Annotated in this window: 21 protein-coding genes and 2 pseudogenes; 22 read left to right on the forward strand and 1 reads right to left on the reverse strand. The window is 35.2% G+C overall.

The window, feature by feature from the left end; translation table 11 throughout:
- The first annotated feature begins 5 nt into the window (after positions 1-5).
- The 13 genes and pseudogenes from ATE34_RS03410 (at position 6) to ATE34_RS03470 (ending at position 11,248) form a co-directional block, all read left to right on the forward strand.
- On the forward strand, positions 6-1,778 hold the full coding sequence (locus ATE34_RS03410; protein ID WP_061598408.1) for a hypothetical protein: 1,773 nt from the start codon (positions 6-8) through the stop codon (positions 1,776-1,778).
- Positions 1,779-1,862: 84 nt separating this feature from the next.
- A complete protein-coding gene (locus ATE34_RS03415; RefSeq protein ID WP_061598407.1) occupies positions 1,863-3,791 on the forward strand; it encodes an SIR2 family protein in 1,929 nt (642 codons plus the stop codon).
- Between the two features lie 189 nt (positions 3,792-3,980).
- Positions 3,981-4,598 carry an SAP domain-containing protein gene (locus tag ATE34_RS03420; RefSeq protein ID WP_180382664.1) on the forward strand — a complete coding sequence of 206 codons (618 nt, stop codon included), beginning with the start codon at positions 3,981-3,983 and terminating at the stop codon, positions 4,596-4,598.
- 40 nt (positions 4,599-4,638) lie between these two features.
- Positions 4,639-5,495, forward strand: a pseudogene (locus ATE34_RS03425) (ADP-ribosylglycohydrolase family protein).
- A 46-nt stretch (positions 5,496-5,541) separates the two neighbouring features.
- Entirely contained in the window at positions 5,542-6,108 is a 567-nt protein-coding gene (locus tag ATE34_RS03430; protein WP_084911076.1) for a hypothetical protein, read from the forward strand.
- Positions 6,109-6,213: 105 nt separating this feature from the next.
- Positions 6,214-6,456, forward strand: coding sequence for a hypothetical protein (locus ATE34_RS03435; protein ID WP_000781504.1), 243 nt, complete (start codon positions 6,214-6,216; stop codon positions 6,454-6,456).
- A gap of 262 nt (positions 6,457-6,718) precedes the next feature.
- Positions 6,719-7,105, forward strand: a complete 387-nt coding sequence (locus tag ATE34_RS03440) for a hypothetical protein (protein WP_000814116.1) — start codon at positions 6,719-6,721, stop codon at positions 7,103-7,105.
- Positions 7,106-7,150: 45 nt separating this feature from the next.
- The gene (locus tag ATE34_RS03445; RefSeq protein WP_084911077.1) at positions 7,151-8,032 is read left to right on the forward strand and encodes a diacylglycerol/lipid kinase family protein; all 882 of its coding nucleotides are present in this window, start codon (positions 7,151-7,153) and stop codon (positions 8,030-8,032) included.
- 39 nt (positions 8,033-8,071) lie between these two features.
- Positions 8,072-8,593: an RDD family protein gene (locus ATE34_RS03450; RefSeq protein WP_180382665.1), complete on the forward strand. Its 522-nt coding sequence runs from the start codon at positions 8,072-8,074 to the stop codon at positions 8,591-8,593.
- Between the two features lie 176 nt (positions 8,594-8,769).
- Positions 8,770-9,632, forward strand: a pseudogene (locus ATE34_RS03455) (DUF4300 family protein).
- A 93-nt stretch (positions 9,633-9,725) separates the two neighbouring features.
- Positions 9,726-10,046, forward strand: coding sequence for a hypothetical protein (locus ATE34_RS03460; protein ID WP_084911079.1), 321 nt, complete (start codon positions 9,726-9,728; stop codon positions 10,044-10,046).
- 38 nt (positions 10,047-10,084) lie between these two features.
- The gene (locus ATE34_RS03465; RefSeq protein WP_000351658.1) at positions 10,085-10,396 is read left to right on the forward strand and encodes a hypothetical protein; all 312 of its coding nucleotides are present in this window, start codon (positions 10,085-10,087) and stop codon (positions 10,394-10,396) included.
- A gap of 48 nt (positions 10,397-10,444) precedes the next feature.
- Positions 10,445-11,248 carry a hypothetical protein gene (locus ATE34_RS03470; RefSeq protein WP_084911080.1) on the forward strand — a complete coding sequence of 268 codons (804 nt, stop codon included), beginning with the start codon at positions 10,445-10,447 and terminating at the stop codon, positions 11,246-11,248.
- Between the two features lie 30 nt (positions 11,249-11,278).
- On the opposite strand, the gene ATE34_RS03475 is transcribed toward ATE34_RS03470, so the two are convergent.
- Entirely contained in the window at positions 11,279-12,298 is a 1,020-nt protein-coding gene (locus ATE34_RS03475) for a hypothetical protein (RefSeq protein WP_084911081.1), read from the reverse strand.
- 119 nt (positions 12,299-12,417) lie between these two features.
- Between ATE34_RS03475 and ATE34_RS03480 the strand changes: the two genes are divergently transcribed.
- From ATE34_RS03480 to ATE34_RS03520, 9 genes are all read left to right on the forward strand, one after another.
- Positions 12,418-12,924, forward strand: a complete 507-nt coding sequence (locus ATE34_RS03480) for a YfbM family protein (protein WP_000525326.1) — start codon at positions 12,418-12,420, stop codon at positions 12,922-12,924.
- A gap of 48 nt (positions 12,925-12,972) precedes the next feature.
- Positions 12,973-13,377, forward strand: a complete 405-nt coding sequence (locus tag ATE34_RS03485; RefSeq protein WP_001030857.1) for a hypothetical protein — start codon at positions 12,973-12,975, stop codon at positions 13,375-13,377.
- 132 nt (positions 13,378-13,509) lie between these two features.
- A complete protein-coding gene (locus ATE34_RS03490; RefSeq protein ID WP_084911082.1) occupies positions 13,510-14,361 on the forward strand; it encodes a CbrC family protein in 852 nt (283 codons plus the stop codon).
- 18 nt (positions 14,362-14,379) lie between these two features.
- Positions 14,380-14,853 (forward strand): hypothetical protein, encoded by a 474-nt coding sequence (locus ATE34_RS03495; RefSeq protein WP_180382666.1) that lies wholly within the window; start codon positions 14,380-14,382, stop codon positions 14,851-14,853.
- 26 nt (positions 14,854-14,879) lie between these two features.
- Entirely contained in the window at positions 14,880-15,434 is a 555-nt protein-coding gene (locus ATE34_RS03500; RefSeq protein ID WP_084851186.1) for a hypothetical protein, read from the forward strand.
- 10 nt (positions 15,435-15,444) lie between these two features.
- Positions 15,445-15,942: a hypothetical protein gene (locus tag ATE34_RS03505; RefSeq protein ID WP_084911084.1), complete on the forward strand. Its 498-nt coding sequence runs from the start codon at positions 15,445-15,447 to the stop codon at positions 15,940-15,942.
- A 48-nt stretch (positions 15,943-15,990) separates the two neighbouring features.
- Entirely contained in the window at positions 15,991-16,785 is a 795-nt protein-coding gene (locus ATE34_RS03510; RefSeq protein ID WP_084911085.1) for a DUF4261 domain-containing protein, read from the forward strand.
- Positions 16,786-16,828: 43 nt separating this feature from the next.
- Positions 16,829-17,296, forward strand: coding sequence for a hypothetical protein (locus tag ATE34_RS03515; RefSeq protein WP_000817463.1), 468 nt, complete (start codon positions 16,829-16,831; stop codon positions 17,294-17,296).
- Complete coding sequence (locus ATE34_RS03520) at positions 17,289-18,305, forward strand: hypothetical protein (RefSeq protein ID WP_000533840.1); 1,017 nt, start codon at positions 17,289-17,291, stop codon at positions 18,303-18,305. Before ATE34_RS03515 ends, ATE34_RS03520 begins: the two co-directional genes overlap by 8 nt.
- Positions 18,306-18,507: the final 202 nt, after the last annotated feature.

Consider the following 18,507-nt stretch of genomic DNA (forward strand, 5'->3'; position numbering starts at 1 on the left):
TCTCTTTGAAAAGCAACAGAAAAATAGAATCTTTAGGAGTAGGGAAACTTAGTGATTTGATCAATGATAATGACCTGCTACAAGCATACATAGATAGTAATGACAAAACACCTATGTGGGATGGTGAAGTCCATGTACTTAAAGCCGCATCTGATAAAAAAGAGGATATAATAGGTAGAGTTCCCATTCAAGTAAAAACTACTCAAAGGAAGACAAGATTGAACTCATTTGATATCAGTGCCTCAGATTTAATATCTTATAAATCTGACGGAGGTATATTCTTTTTTGTAGTTTTTCTGGACAGCGAAGGCAAGCTACAAAAAATTTGCTACCGTTCTCTTTTACCGTTAACGATAAGAAACCTATTAAGAAAATCAAAGTTGGGAAAAAACTCTCAAAAAAAGAGTCTTTCAGTAACAATTTACGAACTAAATGAATCTGAGCTATATTCTGAGATGAGACATTTTTTAGATGAAAGAATGCGACAGATCAGTTTTTCTAATGATAAAAACCAATTGTCAGAAAGCATCCCTGAAGATAGAGAATTTCGTTTTTATTTTACAGGTTCGTCTCCAATCAGTGTTTTTGAGTATCAAAAAAAGCATGAAATATTTCCATACATAATTGATAAATCTACTGGTGCTGAAATTCCAGTAGGAAGTGATATAAAGATAGCTAGTATTTTTGAAGAAACTGATTTAATTATAAAGCTTGGTGATGAATATTTATTTAATGATGTAAAACGTATTTATAATTCAGATGGAAGTGTAGAGTTAAGATTTGCTACCGGTTTTACAATTAGTATCTTCTCAGAATCTGAAAGAGAGTTTTCTTTTTCCTTTGAAAGACCAAATAGTCTCTTAGAAGCAATTTATAATACTAGAGTTTTACTTGAATTTTCTTCAAAGGGTTACATATATATTAACGAGCATAGGTTGAATTTTCAGAGTGAGAATTTAAGAAAGTTAAATAATCTGAACCTTAATGAACAGTTAACAGAACTAGATAATTTAAAGAGTAGCTTGGAAAAATTAGGAATCGCTAAAGATTTGAATTTATCAGAGTTTGATGATAAATCTCGTAAAAATCTTTTGTTACTTGAAGATGGATTGTTAAAAAAAGAAAAGGTGACCCTCAATTTTGATGAGTCTAAGCTGATAAATGCGAAAATTGGAAATTTACATTACTTGTTAATGTATCACCAGGACAATGTAAAGTCTGGCTTTCTAGTAGATATATTCAAAGAAACGCCATGGTGTAGAGAAACAGATGAAGATGGTAATACCAGGGAAATCTCGATTTTTGATTTATTTTCTATAGAAGATTGGATGCAAATTGACAACTGTGACATTATGGCTGTTATCTCTTCCTATAATCGTTTATTAAAGAGTAGTGGTTCATTTATAAGTGCAAATAATGCTTTGATTAGGATTATAGCTGCTTATGATAGGATTGAAGAATCAAATAAAAAGATGGAGTTACTAAGTTGGGCAAAGCAGTTGTCGGAATGGAATATGATTCATTCAACTGATAAGCCAAGGTCCATAATTAATCATTTACAGTTAAAGCAAAGGTTGGAAGAACTTTCAGAAAATGATATAGAAGAATTAAGTTCCCTACTTATTGAATGTCGGACTGATCCAGAAATTTGTTTTGGAGTTGCAGTGTTATTAAAATCAAAGCTACAAGCTGATTTATACTGGAGAAAACTTAGCAGTGAGAAACAAGAAGCCTATAGTGATTATCCAATTTTCAACTTGTATTGTAAACTTACATAAGTTTGTCTTTTCAGATACTAAAAAATTCACATTAGAATGGCCGAATCGCCATAGTCTTTTATTTCTTGAAGGTGGTAGATTATTATGAGAAACGACGTTCATACTATAGATAACAACACTAAATACTTTAACGAAAAATTAAATTCTCACAGAGTTTTTTTCTTAACTGGTGCAGGTATTAGTATTGACTCAAATATGCCTTCAGTGCAAAAACTCTTGAGTAAGACTATAGAAATTTTTTTACCCTCGTACTCGTTAGAAACTACAAAATTCAGTGATAATGAAGTATTAAGTAAAAAACTAAAAGATCTTATTAATTCTAATGATACTCCATTACAGCCTGAAATGTTTTATGGAACGTTGCTTAGATTTTTCAATGACAGACGAAACAATCTGAAATTGTGGTCTTGTCTACTTGAGTCACACCAAGATTCATTAGGAATCAAGATTTATCCTAATGTTGCTCATTATTTTCTTGTATATTACTCTGTGATGGCTGGTGTACCATTGTTGACAATGAATTACGATACGTTATTTGAGAAAGCTTTTAAAGAGTTAAAAAATATGGGCCTAATTTGTGGACATATTCAAATATACACCCCTGATAATCAGCCCCCTTCATTGGATAATAAATTTTCAGGTCTAGTTTTATGTAAATTACATGGAACTATAGAAGATGAAGAAGGAAATTTTAATTATTTAAGCATAAAAACAACAATGTCTGAGATTACGAAAATTACTCCAGAATGGAGCGATTTTATCAGAAAACTGTGTATTTCATTGTTTCCTTGTTTTGCGGGATATAGTGGAAGAGATATTGATTATTTTCCTATATTTAAGAGTATCTACAACAAAGAATCAAACATAAACACAAATTTATTTTGGGTAGATAAATTTGATAGTTCTTGTAGCACATCTCTACAAAGGAAAGTAAAAGAAACGAAGGCTGTAAAAATTGACGGTTATTTTAATGAGGTTTTACAGAAAATCCGTAAATTGTTTGGTAATCAAGTTATTCCAATCTGTTTTTATCTTTCGAATTTAAAAAATAGAGATTCAAGTGTAGATAAATTATTGATTCCAATTATCTCAGATATGAAAAAAGACATCAAAGTGTCTAAAATAGTCGAAACTGTATTTTTGCTTACTCTTTTAGTTAATCATGGCGATAATTCAGATATTGTATTTAACAATATAAAAAAGGAATTAAGTTCACGGTCGATTAGAGGGCACAGTATTTATTCATCGTTATTAACTCTTTATATTCGTTTAAATAGGGAGAGGGGGGACTTTATCGAATACAGAAATTCTTCTATAAAATTACAACAAATCACTAACAAGAGATTAGATTTTCCAACTTATTTATATGCAGAAACCGAAATTGTTTCATCATACCAAATGGAAATTCCAAATTTTGAAGATTATCACCCAATTTTATCTGACTATTTATTGTTTATAGCAACGTTTATTAGGATGCTTAAATTAATTTTTAAGTATCAAAATATAGAGTATAATTCCACATTTGAGGAATTTAAAATAAGAACACTTGCTCTAATGCTGAAAATTCCTATATTAAAACACTCAGTTAAATATTTTATTTATAAAATCAGAAGTAAAGCTCAAACTCAAGGAAATTTTGCAACTTTGGTTAGTTGCGATAAGTACCTAAGTCGTATCTCTAAACATAGCGAAGAATTACGTCATGGAACAATTGATGCTGCTAAGACAATTGGTGATTTCAGCGCTGAACAGATTGTTTTAAGAGATGCGAATTTAACTGAGGAAGCTCTTCAGATAGCTAAATCTAGTGGTAACAATCTAAATACCTTAAAAACTATCATTAAAAAAGCTAGAAAAAATAGTAATTGTCTTTCAAGAGACGAAATGACTTTATTCGAGAATTGTGAAGGTAAAATAAACAGTATTTCTCTAAGAAGGGCGCTTGCTAGAATAAAATCTGAGTTAAAAGTTCAAGACGATAACAAAAGATTTGACATCGAAATGGATAAATAACGTTTAATAGTTTAACTCAAAAATGCAGACAGTCTTTATATTATATCGTTTCATAGTATCTGAAGCTAACGTCAGCCCACGTTGAGTGTATGAGCTTGTTAGAGAAATGAGTATAAACCTTAAAATAAAGAAACTAAAACTCCATTATTTTTAGATGAAAACCTAAACTGTTTTTAAGGAGGTGAAATATTGATAGAAAGCAGACCTGAGTTTGAAAAAATCTCATCCTTTGATGAGTTTAATAAATACTATTGGTATCGAGATGAACTTTCGCAGATATGCAAAACAATAGGACTTGAATATAGAGGCACCAAACAAGAACTCAATGATATTATTGAGCAGTACTTTAAGGGGAATTTGATTAAAAAATCATCAATAAAAAGCAAGAAGAAACAAGTAGAAGTCGTTACCTTAGACACGCCCTTACTTGAATGCGGATTCTCCTTTAATGCACACTTTAGAGAATATTTCTCAACTTTAACAGGTATTTCGCCCTTTAAATTTACTGCTGATATGGCCACTGCTTGGAGAAAAGTAAAAAGAGAACATGATTTAAGTTTTACCATTCAAGATATGCTGAAAGTTTATTATGGAAAATCGGATTATGCCAAGTATGATAATTCGGTTTGTCAATGGAATCAATTTTTAAAGGATTTCTGTGCAGATGAAAATAGTTGCAACTATTCAAATAAATTAAAAGTAGCTTCCATCCTTTGGAAAGAAGTTAGAAATTCAAGTAATGAAAAAATTTATTCAAAAAATCTTTTGACTGAATATGCTGATAGAATAAACGAGTATAGGAAGTAGAAAAATCAGTCTAAACCAATAGTTTACAAGGAGGAATCTTATGCTTGGAGCAATTATCGGAGACATTGTAGGATCTGTTTACGAATGGAACAATATCAAAACGAAGGATTTTCCCTTGTTTAGGGATGACTGCTTTTTCACAGATGATACGGTGATGACCTGTGCTGTGGCAGAAGCAATCATGAACGGTGGACAGAAGGATGACTTTATTGATTCCATGAAGAAATATGGTAGGATGTATCCTGATGCTGGTTATGGTGCTAGGTTTGATGCATGGATTCATAGTAATGACCGCTCCCCTTATAATAGCTTTGGAAATGGATCTGCTATGCGTGTTTCTCCATGTGCTTGGGCCATGGATTGTAGTTTCTGTGCACGAACGGGAGCCTGGCCGTCCAGAAGAGCTCTCGCGCGACTTTCTGCAGAGGTGACTCATAATCATACAGAAGGTATCAAGGGCGCTATGGCGACGTCTGATGCTATCTTTATGTGTCGGTATTACTTCGGAGGCTACTGTGGCGACTACGAGCAACCAATCAACGATAACCCTATAGAGTGTAAGAGACTCATAAAAGAGCATATAGAGCAGCAGTATGGGTATAACCTTTCTCACAATCACTAGATGAAATTCGACCTACGTACCGTTTCAATGAAACGTGTCAGGATACGGTTCCTCAGGCCATCGTTGCTTTTCTAGAAAGTACAGATTTTGAAGATGCGATTCGAAATGCGATTTCTCTTGGTGGGGACAGCGACACTCTTGCAGCAATCACAGGAAGTATCGCCGAGGCAGCTTATGGAATTCCTGAGTGGATTAAGGATAAGGCCTTAAACTATCTAGATGAGCCTTTGAAAGAGGTGCTTAGACGATGGGAAGAAACGGTTGTAATAAAATAATAGATAGGCGTTATGCGGACCGATACTGAATGACGGAGGGTTATCGATGGTTATATTGGAATTGTACCAAAACAATTATTCAAAGGATTTAGTCTTATTTGAGACTTTAGAAGAAGGACGGGAATTTGTAACTCAAATCCCTGGGTATACATTAGAAAACGAAGATGGTTTTGAAGTGGAATATTTTAATTCAAAAAATCTACCGGATTATATGGAGATTGTCTTTAACGGAAATATTGTCCCTTTATCTAGGTTTTCGTTTAATTCTGAGGAAAATGTGGACATTATTTGGAAAGAGGTTTCGAATCTATCCTTTAAAAACGATAAAGTGGTCGAAGGAGCTACAAAAATCGATGCTTATGTCGTGAATAACGATGAAGTGAAAGCATATGTCGAAGCACGAGAAGCAAACTTCCGCAAGGCAAAAGCTTTCTTAGAAAGCAAAGGGTACGAAGTCGACAGAAGCTTTTTCGGAAGTGAAGACGGTGAAGCGATTATCTACAGAAAACGCGACACCGAAGATTGGCACTTCTTATGCCACTTAGACCCGCTTTTTGTAGAGATTGAAGATGTCGAAGGATATGTGAAAGAAGCGATGGAAGATATTCAATAGTCAACCAAAGTTCTTTGTGAGTGTATGCCACTGCTTTAGTAGACGGATTGAGCAGTAAAGAGAAACATCTAGCACTATCTAGCTTCTTAAGGAGAAATATCTATCATGAAAATGGAAATCGGGAAAACCTATCTTGTAAAAAAAGATATTTTTGGTTTAACAAAAGATGAACTTTGGACCTTAGTTGACAAGGGTTATCAGGCTTATTTTGGTGAACATAATTTCGTATTTGTCAATGATGATAAAGTGAAGGTATTTGCAGTTTTGAAAGATGGTTCAGAAGAAGATATGCAAATCTACCATCATCTGGATGACTATTTTGAAGAAGTTAATCGTGAGAATTTCTAAAGAATGTGAGATGAAAGTTGTATCTGTGAGTTTTAAATTTTGCTTAGCCCCAATCTATCACTACCAAGTACAGGGAATTAATTTTAGGATAGACGTCCTTACAGTGGCTATTCCGATTATCAAAAAGATCTAGACTGAGATAAAGGTAAGGGCCCGCTGGTTAGGTCTTTTTTTCTGTTTATGTAGTATAATAAAAGGTGTAGGGATTCAATTTTTTAATAGGATTATTCTAAGAACGAAAACATCTAGAAAGAGAAAAAATATGAAGCAATCACTTGAATTTTTAAGAGAAAGAATCACCGATAAGATGCCCTTAGAGGAAATGGTAGCAATCTTTGAAGACTTGTGTCGTGAGCCTATTGAGGATGAGATGATTTTATTTGAAACAGGGACATTTACAGCTATATCTGATAAGCCAATGTTTCAACTATCTTTAGTAAGGCAAGCTCCAAATGAAGATGAAGAGTTTTATCAGGTTCACCTCGATATTTTCTATGAATCATGTCAAGAGAATGAAATATTTCATGAATCGATCTGGGATGAAGATCTAGAGGAAAATATCTTTGATTACATTAGAGCTTCAGAGGTGTTTGCCTATGCTAAAGAGCAGGAATACCAAGCGATCAAAATTTATATGGACCAAACTTGAGATGGTTAGTTAAAGTAAGAAAATCTAATGACAGGAGAACAATAAATGAAAAAAATTATGGTAATCATCAATCCAACATCTGGAGGTGCAAAAGCCTTGGATTATAAGGTGAAGCTGGAGAATAAAGCTAGAGACTACTTTGATGATGTAGAGATTAAAATTACGGAAAAAGCGCAAGACGCCACAAACTTTGCTGAAGAAGCTTCTCGAGAGCATTATGATGCTGTTCTTGTTTTTGGTGGAGATGGGACCGTCAATGAAGTAATTTCTGGTATCGCTGAAAAAGACTATATTCCTAAACTGGCGATTATCCCAGGGGGAACTGGAAATCTCATTACGAAACTATTAGAAATCTCTCAGGATATTGATAGTGCTATTGACGAGCTTGATTTCAGTTCTACAAACAAGATTGATATTGGAAAATCAAATGGAAATTATTTTGGTTATATCTTTAGTATTGGCTCTTTGCCAGAAGCTATCCACAACGTTGGGATAGAAGATAAAACAAAGTTTGGTATGCTCGCCTATGCGATTAATACCATGAAGTCTGTGGTTACAGATCAAGCATTTAACATTACAGTTGAGACAGATAATGGTAATTACATTGGCCCAGCCAGTCATGTTTTAGTTCTCCTCACAAATTATTTCGCTGACAAAAAAATCTTTGATGAAGACAAGGATGGCTATGCCAATATTTTGATACTAAAAGATGCCTCAATCCTTACAAAATTGTCAGTTATCCCTGATTTATTAAAAGGGGATGTTGTCGTAAATGACAATATCGAGTATCTGAAAGCTCGACATATTAAAATTTCTTCAGATGTTGAGTTGGAAACGGATGTTGATGGTGACAAATCTGATGACCTACCAGTAGAAATCAAGGTGCTAGGTCAGCATATCGAGGTCTATTCTCAACCGAAAGAATAAAACTTTTGAAAAGAATAGTAGATAACAAAGGAGGAGATGATGAGGAAGATTTTAGCAATTAATTCTATTTCGTTTAAAAAAAGAATGATTGAATTACTATTTGATTATCTTTTCATTCTAGCTTATTTAGCAATTCTGTTTTTGGGTTCTATGCTTTTTTACACTATTTTTTTTAATGGTATTCCAGAGTTTACAGAAATTCAGTCGCAGTGTCTTGTATTTTTTACCTCTGTTTTGCCAATCATTCTACTTTTTACATTCTTAGATTATACAAAAAATGGGAGTTTCGGGAAGGCGAAAGCAGGACTTCAATTGGTTTACAAGAAAAAAACAGTGCAAGCTAGCTTGCTTAGAAACACCATTAAATTTTTTCCTTGGCAAATAGGTCATATGGGCACGATACATGGTTTCTATAGTGAGTTTGATTCCTTATCTATTATTCTCTCGTTTTTAGCTACTCTCCTCGCAGTTGCCCTACTTGTAATGATGGTTTTCAGGAAGGATAAGCGACATTTAGGTGACCTTATAGCACATACACAGGTACAGCTAAAGGGTGGCTAAAATTAAAGATTTCATAGATATTTCACTTATTAGGGAGCGTGCTGTGTGCCAGCTTCCTTTTTAATGATTTAAAATCTACTTTATTCAGCAAAATGCTTGGACTTAAAATAAATTTGAACTATAATATAAGAGAAGCTAATCGACCTGAAAAATCTTAGTAAATAAGAAAATATTTTATGAAAGTATCTAAAAAAATCAGATTAATGAGCTGCTGTGGTTTAGCTTTCTTTACTTTAGCTGCCTGTGGTACAAACCAAAACCAATCTACGGAAAAACAGAATAGTTCAACTACTAAGGTGGTTAAGGAACCTATAGCAACCTCAATAGCAAGGAAAGTTCAGAAGAAGTTCGAAAAGCCTTGGCTGCACATTTGGATAAAGATAGTGTCGATGCATTTTTTAACCTTGTCAATGATTACAACGCGACTGTCGGTTCAGTAGGCTTAACTGGAGATTTTTCTACATTTACCAAAACAGACTATGATGTTGAAAAGATAAGCAATCTTTGGGCTCCTAAAAAGGGTGATTTTGTCGGTACCAACTGTCGTATTAACAGTTATTGTTTATTAAAAAATTCTATCGAAATTCCTAAATTAGAGAAAGATGATTCTCTCTTGTTTGTCGATAATGATGCCATTGACAAAGGTAAGGTCTTTGATGCAGAAGACAAGGATGCTTTTGATATTTTATTCTCAAGAGTCAAGACCGAAGCAACGACAGATGTTAAGGTGCATGCTGCTAAGATGGAACAGTTCCTTTCTCAATTCAAGTTTAATGAAAATGCTCGAATGCTGTCTGTTGTAGTTCATGATGACTTGGATGGTCAATCTCTCTTTATCGGTCATGTCGGCATACTTGTGCCAAGCGAGGACAGTTATCTCTTTGTCGAAAAGTTAACCTTTGAGGAGCCTTATCAAGCTATCAAATTTGCAACCAAGGAAGATTGCTACAAATATCTAGATACAAAATACGAAAACTATACAGGTGAAGGTCTAGCGAAGTCTTTTATTATGGATAATGATAAGTGGGTTCAACTCTAAAAATAGTATTTTGGGGATGTTTTGCCTAAAGAGTGGGATAAGAAGTTACCAACCGAATGATAGTTAAATTGATATGATTAGAGGACAGCAAGCATGGATGAATATACATTAAGAGTTGTAAAAATTGATAAGGAAGCTATTTTTGAGTTTATCTACGAAACTTTTATATCGCAAGAGCAAGAACTACTGGATCTGTCGCCGGTGGATGTTATCAATGATTGTGCTATGGATTGGGAAAAGGGAGAGTTTATCTTTGCAGCACATCTTCAGGAAAATAGTCTGGGAGAATTTAATCCTCTTCCCAATGATATTGATATCCAAGATTTGCTGGAAAAACTACCTGTTACAACAGATTCCGTTCTTGGGCAAGAGAGGATTTATAGAGATTTTTCATTCGACCAATTAAAAAAATAGTATAATAGTAGTAAATAATATAGTTATAAGGAGACACAATGGATATTAAAGATTTTACAGAAAAAGAACAAGAAATGATTAAAAAGGGACTCACTTTTTCTAAACTGAACGACAAGGAAACAGCCGATAAGATTATCGCCTTAATTCCTCAAGATATGATTAAACGGATTCCATTTTTTGTTAGAAAACATGCTATTACACGTACCGTTAAGAGAATCTCGCTCGAGTATCCAGAGTTGTACGCTGTAGCTGAACAAGAAGGCCAACTTCCTGAAAAGGAAGCTCAAGAATTGCGACAAATTCTTACAGATATTTTCCAAGAGAAAATGAACAAGCATAAGATTAAATAAGTTTTGAGATTTATCAATAAGATGTTGATTGAGCATTAGGAGTTGAGTATGGCTATTGATGGCGTTAAAATCATTGACAGTGATCAAGGTTATGACATTTACAATGAGGTAGTTGGTCGCTATAGAGATGGTGAACATGTAGCAAATATCATCAAGGATATTCTCGATGCGGAAAAAGATTACTGTCAAACAGACTTTTTTACAGAAATTTATTGGACTGCTCTTGCCTACTCGTTGTGGAAGATTGGTCACCTGACAGACGATATCAGAGATAAAACCTTAGAGCTTATCAAAAAAGGGACTGATCCATTTTGGTTGGAAATAGATCCAAAGGCTTTGAAGCAAAGGCAAAAGGTCTTGGAAAAACTTGCACTTCAGTTGCAAACTGAAAATCCTAGACCTCTAAAGGTTCCTAAAGCCAAAACTAAACGCAAACCTTATTTTGAAGAAGGGGATATCCTTGCTGTTAAGTTCCAAGATGAGTATGGTCTTGTCTTTGTATCTATGGTTGATCAGAGTCCTAGAAAGCTTGAGTACCATCTGGCTTGCACGCGCCTCTTACAAACAAAACGGCCCACCATCGATGATTTTTTGACCAGTCATATCTCCTGTAAGATGGACAATACAAAGTTTGCTCTCGTTACAGATTGCTGGTTCAATCACAAAGATTTAGGGCAATTATTAGATAATATTGAAAAAATTGGACAGGTGAAACTTAGACCTTTTAGTCTTTGGATGCTAGCACCAGCCCAAAATTTAGAAGATATTTATGAAGAAATCACTAGAGATATGGGCTCTTCTGGCCTTCGCATCGAAACCTATAAACTTGTCGATGATGTTTTTTCAGTTTAATGCTTATGTGATAAAGGGGAAAATGGTCAATCATTCCCACATACTGTGTTGAGCTCTAACACCATAACTATCTATGGAACCATCTGAATTGAACTTGGCTTCAATCCTGTATCTTTTCCAGAGGTCGTAATCTGCCGTTTGAATGGTTAGGATGTAGTTTGAGTCAGTCTCAGCGACATTGTAATCAGCAGGATTGACTTCAAAGATATCGATTAATTTTCTTGTTTGAAAATCTTGGAGCTTGAGATTTGCTAAACTGACATGATTGATAGAAATTCCCTGCAATTGATGGGCATCCTTAGGCGTTCTATAGTAGGTAATGACACAGTTTTTGAGTTGATCAGTATCTTTGCCAGTAGGAGTAAGGATCATAAAACCATAGGACTGATCTTCACGCTTGATTTCGAGAAGCTGGCCGTAGTAGAAATGGTCGTTTTTTGGATTGGTGATAGGACTATTTGCACCTTTATCTTCGAAGGTGAAACCTTGCTCTAAAAGCTCGGAAGCCTTGCTCTCCCCGATAATGACAGTGGTATCTTGAATGGTTACTGGAACAGGTTGAGCTGGAAGACCACTCATCATCATGCAAAACATAAAAACATAACTCGTTAAAAAGGCTGTCCCGACAAAAGCGTTGGTTGATGCATAAGCATGACTGTTATGAAAGTTTTTTCTTATAGCTAGTACAATAAATTTACCAATACTTTTTAAAACCATACTAACAAGTACGATAAAAAATTGTTTTTTCAAACATTCATAAATTGCTTGCGGAAAGCTATTGCCATGATAGTAGAAGCCAGCCAATACCAGTAGATTTACGATTAAATAGATCAGCAAGAACCAATGAATCTCTTTAAGGGCATTAGTATCTGTGATTTCTTCATAGTCAACGTGAATTCTACCTTGAATGGCATGGCCGAGTTTATAGATCCATTTTGGGACATCTTTCCCTTGTCTGACCGCAACTACAAGTCTGATATAGAGATAGATAGTAAAGGACAAGGATAGAAAGAAAAGAGCATAAAAACCCAAAACAATACTAGTGAACATTACTATTTCCCCCTATTTAACATTCAATAAAACAATTTCTTAGCTCCATTATAGCATTTTCTAGGGAAATAGAGATAGAAAGATCCGTATAATACTAACTGATTCAAAGGAGCAAAATCATGGGAATGATTGCCAATTATCAATATTTACCAGACGATGAATTAGATCAAATAAAAGGTCTTTCCAATCAAGAAGATGACTTGTTAGATTTTGCAGAGGATTCCGCTGATAGTCATGATATCTTACTAGATATTGACAAAATGTGGGATGCCTTGGTCTTTGTCTTGACAGGATTTAGTAGTTCAGAATTTTTGGATGACAATCCCTTGAGAGAAGCGGTTTTAGGAGTGACTCCTTTAGAAGAAGTGTCTGAGTACATAGCCTATACTGAAAAAAATAAGATAGCCGAAATCATAGAAGCTCTAGAAAGTTTTGACATGCACAGAGCCTTGGAAGACTTTAGTATGGAAGCCTGCAAGAAAGCCGACTTGTATCCTGATATTTGGGATTATCTTGAGGAAGAGGAAGAAATCAAGGATGAAATTCGAATCAGTTTTGTAAATATGAAAGAGTTTTACAAAAAGATTCTGGAGCTCAATGGAAATGTCCTGGTCACTATTTGTTAGAAAGTTTATTAAACATTCCTAAAAGAATAAAACTGCTTGAGGTAATAAATGAACAAAGAAGATTTATTGGCATTATGGAAGGGAATAAGCTGGGAAAAACATGATTCGGGGATCTATTTTCTAGGGCGATATCTAAATAAAGACATAAATATTTATTTTACAGGTTACTGTGAACAGGATTTGGTCTTATTATCAGATGATTTGATGACTAGTTTATATAGAAACTTGGAACACCTTGATAAAAAAGCTCAAAAGGTTATCCATGATAATTGGCCTGATAAAGCAGTTACAGAACTGGAATTAAGGGAGTTAATCTTGGATAAAAGTAGTTCTTATGGCGAATTTGCTCTAGGTTATGATGCCGGTGTCTCTCCAGCTGGATCCCTTTATCTTTTAGTGAAATTCGACAAATATTTTCAAGTTGATAGAGAGCTTGTGTATGAAATTTACTAACTGTCTGACAATAAGAGGTTAAAATCAGGTGATGAAATGAAAGATTTATATAAAGCAATGTTAGGCTTAAATGGTATTGTCCTCGTCACCATTTGTTAATCAGAATTTATCCATGTAAGAAAAGGTAGTCAGATGAATCCATATTTACAAGAATATATCACCCGGACAAGGGAATACCATGCTAAAGATGGAAAGCCTTCAAGTGTTGCGGCACTCTATGATTTGGCTGATGAATTAGCTAAGTCTGATGATTTAGAAGCTAAAAAAGTCTTAGTTGACCTCTATGAACAATTGGGTCTCTACACTAGTGCCTATAGCTTATTTACCGAAATCTTAGATAAACCAGATCGAAAACAGAAAAAGAAACTGAGCCGTTTACAAGAAATGAATCAGAGTCATGGTGATCGTTATGCCCTTCCTCGTCCCCTAAGAAAAGAAGATAAAAAGCAGAGTCAGGAGTTATTACAGTCTTTGCCACATTTTCTCTATCATCCAGATCCCTTAGCTACAGGTTCATTTGTTGAAGGAGAAGCCAAGCTTTGTCCATCTTGTGGGAAAGAAAGCAATATTTATTATGACTTGATCCCTTATTGTATTGACAACATAGAGAACCTTTGTCCATTTTGTATTGCAAATGGTCAAGCAGCTAAAAAATTCGATGCAGAATTTATCCAAGATGCCGAGTGGCAGGGTGAATTGGATCCAGAAAAGAATCAGCTGCTTTTTTGTCAGACCCCAGGCTACTCTAGTTGGCAGGGAGAATATTGGCTTTCTTGTTGCCAAGATTATTGTGCTTACTTGGGTACAGTTGGAACTCAAGAATTGAAGGATATGGGAATCGCTGAGCAAGTCTTGGAAGACTATGAAGCGCGTGAAGAATATCAAGAGGTAGAAGACTACTTGGTCAAAGACGGGCCTATCTGTGGTTATTTGTTTAGATGTCTACATTGTCAAAAATACCATATCTGGGTTGATGCAGATTAAATCGAAATGTGATTAGCTATGAAAATTAAAGAGAAGACTATGGAAGAACTAGAATTATTCGAAGCTGCCTCCAAAGATTTATTTGATACTATGCAGGGATTTAAAGACAATCTATCTGTTCAATTTCCCCTATTAGATAGTGATAACTGGCAGTATGATAAGGGATCCATAAAAGTTTGTAAGGCTGATGAGTCAGGATTCAAAAAAAGATGTAGAGTCGGAATCAGCTACAATTTGAAAGTCCCCCTATTAAACGAAGATGCCGAGCAAATCTGGCTACTGTTTAAAGACTGGTTCAATACTAGCAGATTGAGTCAAGTTGAAAGAAATCTTAATAATGAGGATTTGGAAAGATATGTCTTCTCAGCAAGTTCCCCTCTAGGTGATCAGGTAGATTGTTCAATTTATTTGCCTAATGAGTGGAATATCCCTCAGATTAGCTTTTCAGGCTATCTAACAGCTCGTTATAGGGCTTGTGATCTTGATAAATAGCAAAAATAAGATGGAGGTTTTTAGAGATGAAAAAGATTAATTGGGACAAGATAAAGACTCGCTTAGATGCCTTGCTTGTCATTGATGAGTTTCTAACAGATCCGAGTGAGGATTGGCTCAGACTTGTGATTAAGACTGAGGAAGACTATGGACTCCGCTACCTTATTGACAATGGCTCTGGTGATTCTTTAGATGTGATTTTGACTGATAAAATGATCCTTATAAAAGGCTTTGATCATGAAAGCAGTTTAAGCCAGTTTGCTGCTGACGAGTGGAATCAAGATATCATCGATGGTTTTTATAATGGACTGGATGAAAAGTATGTCTCACTTTATTCAGAAGAACAAAAAGATGAAACAACCTTCTTTATCTGGTATGACGGTCACGCGCATCAACACACTTACCAAGATCAGGATGGCGGAGAATGGTTGCTCTCTTACCTTTTTGATAGCTTTGAGAGATTTCATGAGTTTGTGACTGACTATTATGAAATTACCGTAGATAAAGATTTACTTAGGAAACTCTACATGGATGGACAACTTTCAGACATAGAAGTAAAGCAATTAATCCAGGAAAGTTAAGAGAGTAATCATGAGAGTGAACTATAAAAATACCCCTGAAAACTATCGAGCTATGGCGGAAATAATTATCACACCATTGCTTGATTTACTCAAAAGTTTAACCTTGTTAGAAGAGGAAATTTTTGAGCGTAACAGAACACTGGATAAGGAAAAAGAAGCCCTTGCCATCCCAGCAAATCAAGTTCATCCCAAGTGGAATGATCTTATGGATGACTATTTTCAGAGGCAAATACAACTTATGACTGGACAAGTGACTCAAAAATGCTTGGAAGGAGGAGTTCGAAATTCTTATGGCTCCCCAAGTGAGTATAACTATGTTCAAACGAATGATTTTTCTGTAGCTTTTATCATGACAAAAGCTGAAGAAGCAAGAGTCATCACCCATTATCAAGAAGCTTTAGAAATGAAGCATCAGTTTGTACTTAGATTGGTGGATGGAAATTGGCTACTTGATGAGAAATTCTACGGTTTTGAGGATGAGGAAACTTGGTATGACGACTCACTTTAAGCAAGATAGCTTTGCTTCCCAACTGATATGAGAAAAAGGAGAAGTCCTATGAATTTTTTAAAAAATCTATTTACTAGTAAGAAAGAAAAGTCAGAGAAGAAAAAACAACTGATCTTGTCCATGCCCCTCTTTAAAGGCAAGCAGGCCTATTCTTTAGACCAGGTCGTTCAGGAATTGAAATCTCACTGGGCGCTTGAAATTTCTGAAGTTTCTGGGGATGATTCTAGTGCAACCTTTGTGATTGATGGTGCTCTCGTTGCGCTGGCTTTAATGGATTTGCCTATCCCAAGTCAAGAATTTGAAGAATTGTATGCCTATTCTTACCTCTGGCAGGATGTTGAGAAGGAAACACAAGAGCACACACAACACGCCATTGTTTCTATCCTGTCTGACAATCTTTCGCCAGTAGAAACTTATTCCCTATTAACTAAAGTCAATGCCTCTATCTTAAAAACTAGTCAATCAGCTATTGGTATTTATCAGGGTTCTACCACCTTGCTCTTACCCAAAGATCTTTATCTAGACCTGACTGACCTTTTGAAAGAAGAAATGCTTCCACTTCAACTCTGGATTTATATAGGAATTATCAACCAGGGAGATAAAACTAGTATTTACACTTATGGTTTGAAAGAGTTTGGAAGAACTGAGATTGAAATTATCGAGTCTCCTATGAATAGCGATGACTTATATTATTTCCTCCTGTCTATTCTTCAGTATGTTTTAGGCAGTGATGTCACCTTAAAGGACGGTGAAACCATTGGCTTTTCAGAAGATCAAAAAATCAAAATCACTGAGTCAAAAGCCGTCTATTTGGAAGGAAATTCCTTGAAATTAGATGTTTAAACCATGATTTATAATTGAGTGTCTTTCCTAGATTGGGGGTTTTATGAAGCGTGATATAAAAAAATATTATCTCTACCGATTTCTGGACCATAGATTTGAAAAACTCTCTTGTAAGAATCCAAGTCTCAAGGAAATAAAACCAGAGAAGAGAGAAAAAATCGTTCTAGAGGCTACTCGAACTAGTCAAAAGATTATTCTAGTCCTTGGAATTCTTTATGTTTTGCTATATTCTGCTATGTTCATTTACCTAAGGCTCAATGATTTTCAAAATCCCTTATTGACTTGGTTTACTGATTACATCGACTATTTAGGGGCACTGATAAACGGAGAATGGGGCAGTAGTTGGCGTCAAAAGAAAGCTAGTTTTTTGATGATTGCTCTAGTGGCTTTACCCATTGTGCTGATAGAAGGCGGCCCCTTCTTCTTGCTGGTTTTATTGATTGGGAATTGGGTACTAAAGAGTAAGATAAGATTTGAGAGAGAACATAAAGGAGTAGAGAGCCATGGGTAGAACAGTGATTATAGGTACTTTAATTGCTTTTGCAATCTTTAATCTGCTGCTAGGTCTGGGTTTTTATCTCTTTCTAAAAAAGAGGAAAGAGAATGGACAGTCATTGTACGAAACTCCTGTAAATCAACAAACTCGAACAGAAAAACTGGGTCTAGGCGAGATTTTGGTCTACCTGACACTGATTGCCATCGCAGGGATCTTTGCCTTTCAGACCTTAAATAGAGGCGGTGTTGGGAATTCTATTTTAGCCAAAATGATCCTCCTACCTGCTCTAATGGCCCTTTTCAATGCAAGAAAACGAACTGGGAAGTCTATGCTTGCCCTCCTTATAACTTTGATGGTCTTTCTAGTAGGAGTCACGTTTAATCTCACGATTGGTTTGCCACCTCAAGCACCGATTTTACAAATTAATGAAAGTAAAATCATTTTAGCTGAAACTAAATCCAGTGAGCTGATGGACGCTGGATTTGACCTCTATGTAAGACAGGGCGATGGTGGTAGCGATTATGAAGACCTCCTGACAAGTAACAGTTTCCAAAAGTATCCTGGAGATAAAACAGTTACCATCGAAAAAGGCTTCAGGCTTGATAGCAATGCTGTTCCTTACGCTCCCTATCTCCTAGCAAAAGATGGCATAGTACTGGGCAGTATTTCCTTTTACGGTGCTGAGGACCATGATGTGGCTATAGAAGATTCTAAGGTTATTCAGGTTCGATTTAACAAGGACAGTATTGAGGCAGCGAAAAAACATTCTATTACTTTCAAATTAAATGAACTTGACTTGACTACACGACTGGATGTTTCGCTTGTTCAAGAAACTTTCAAGAAGCATCTATGGTCAATTCCACCATCAAATACAAGTGATGTCACTCAACTATGGTATGGATTAAAGTGGTCCAGCAACAGTGATTCGCTATTTTGGAATGAGTACTATGGTCTCATCCGCCTAGATGAAAATTATATGATGACTGATTTTGAACTAGCTGTTCAAGTAGCACGAGATAAGTAGATAAGATTTTGAATAACTGACTATACTTACAATTCAACAAAGGAACTAATCGATTTAGTTCCTGTTTTTGTTTTTTGATTTCAATTTAAAACGATTCCTTTTTATCGTTAAATACCATTTTGCGAACAAAAAAAGAAATTGTTTAAAAAAGTTTCTCAAAATCCTTTACAAGCTCTTATAAACATGATATAGTTATAAGGCT

The organism is Streptococcus oralis subsp. tigurinus, assembly GCF_002093545.1.
GTDB classification, from domain to species: domain Bacteria; phylum Bacillota; class Bacilli; order Lactobacillales; family Streptococcaceae; genus Streptococcus; species Streptococcus oralis_C.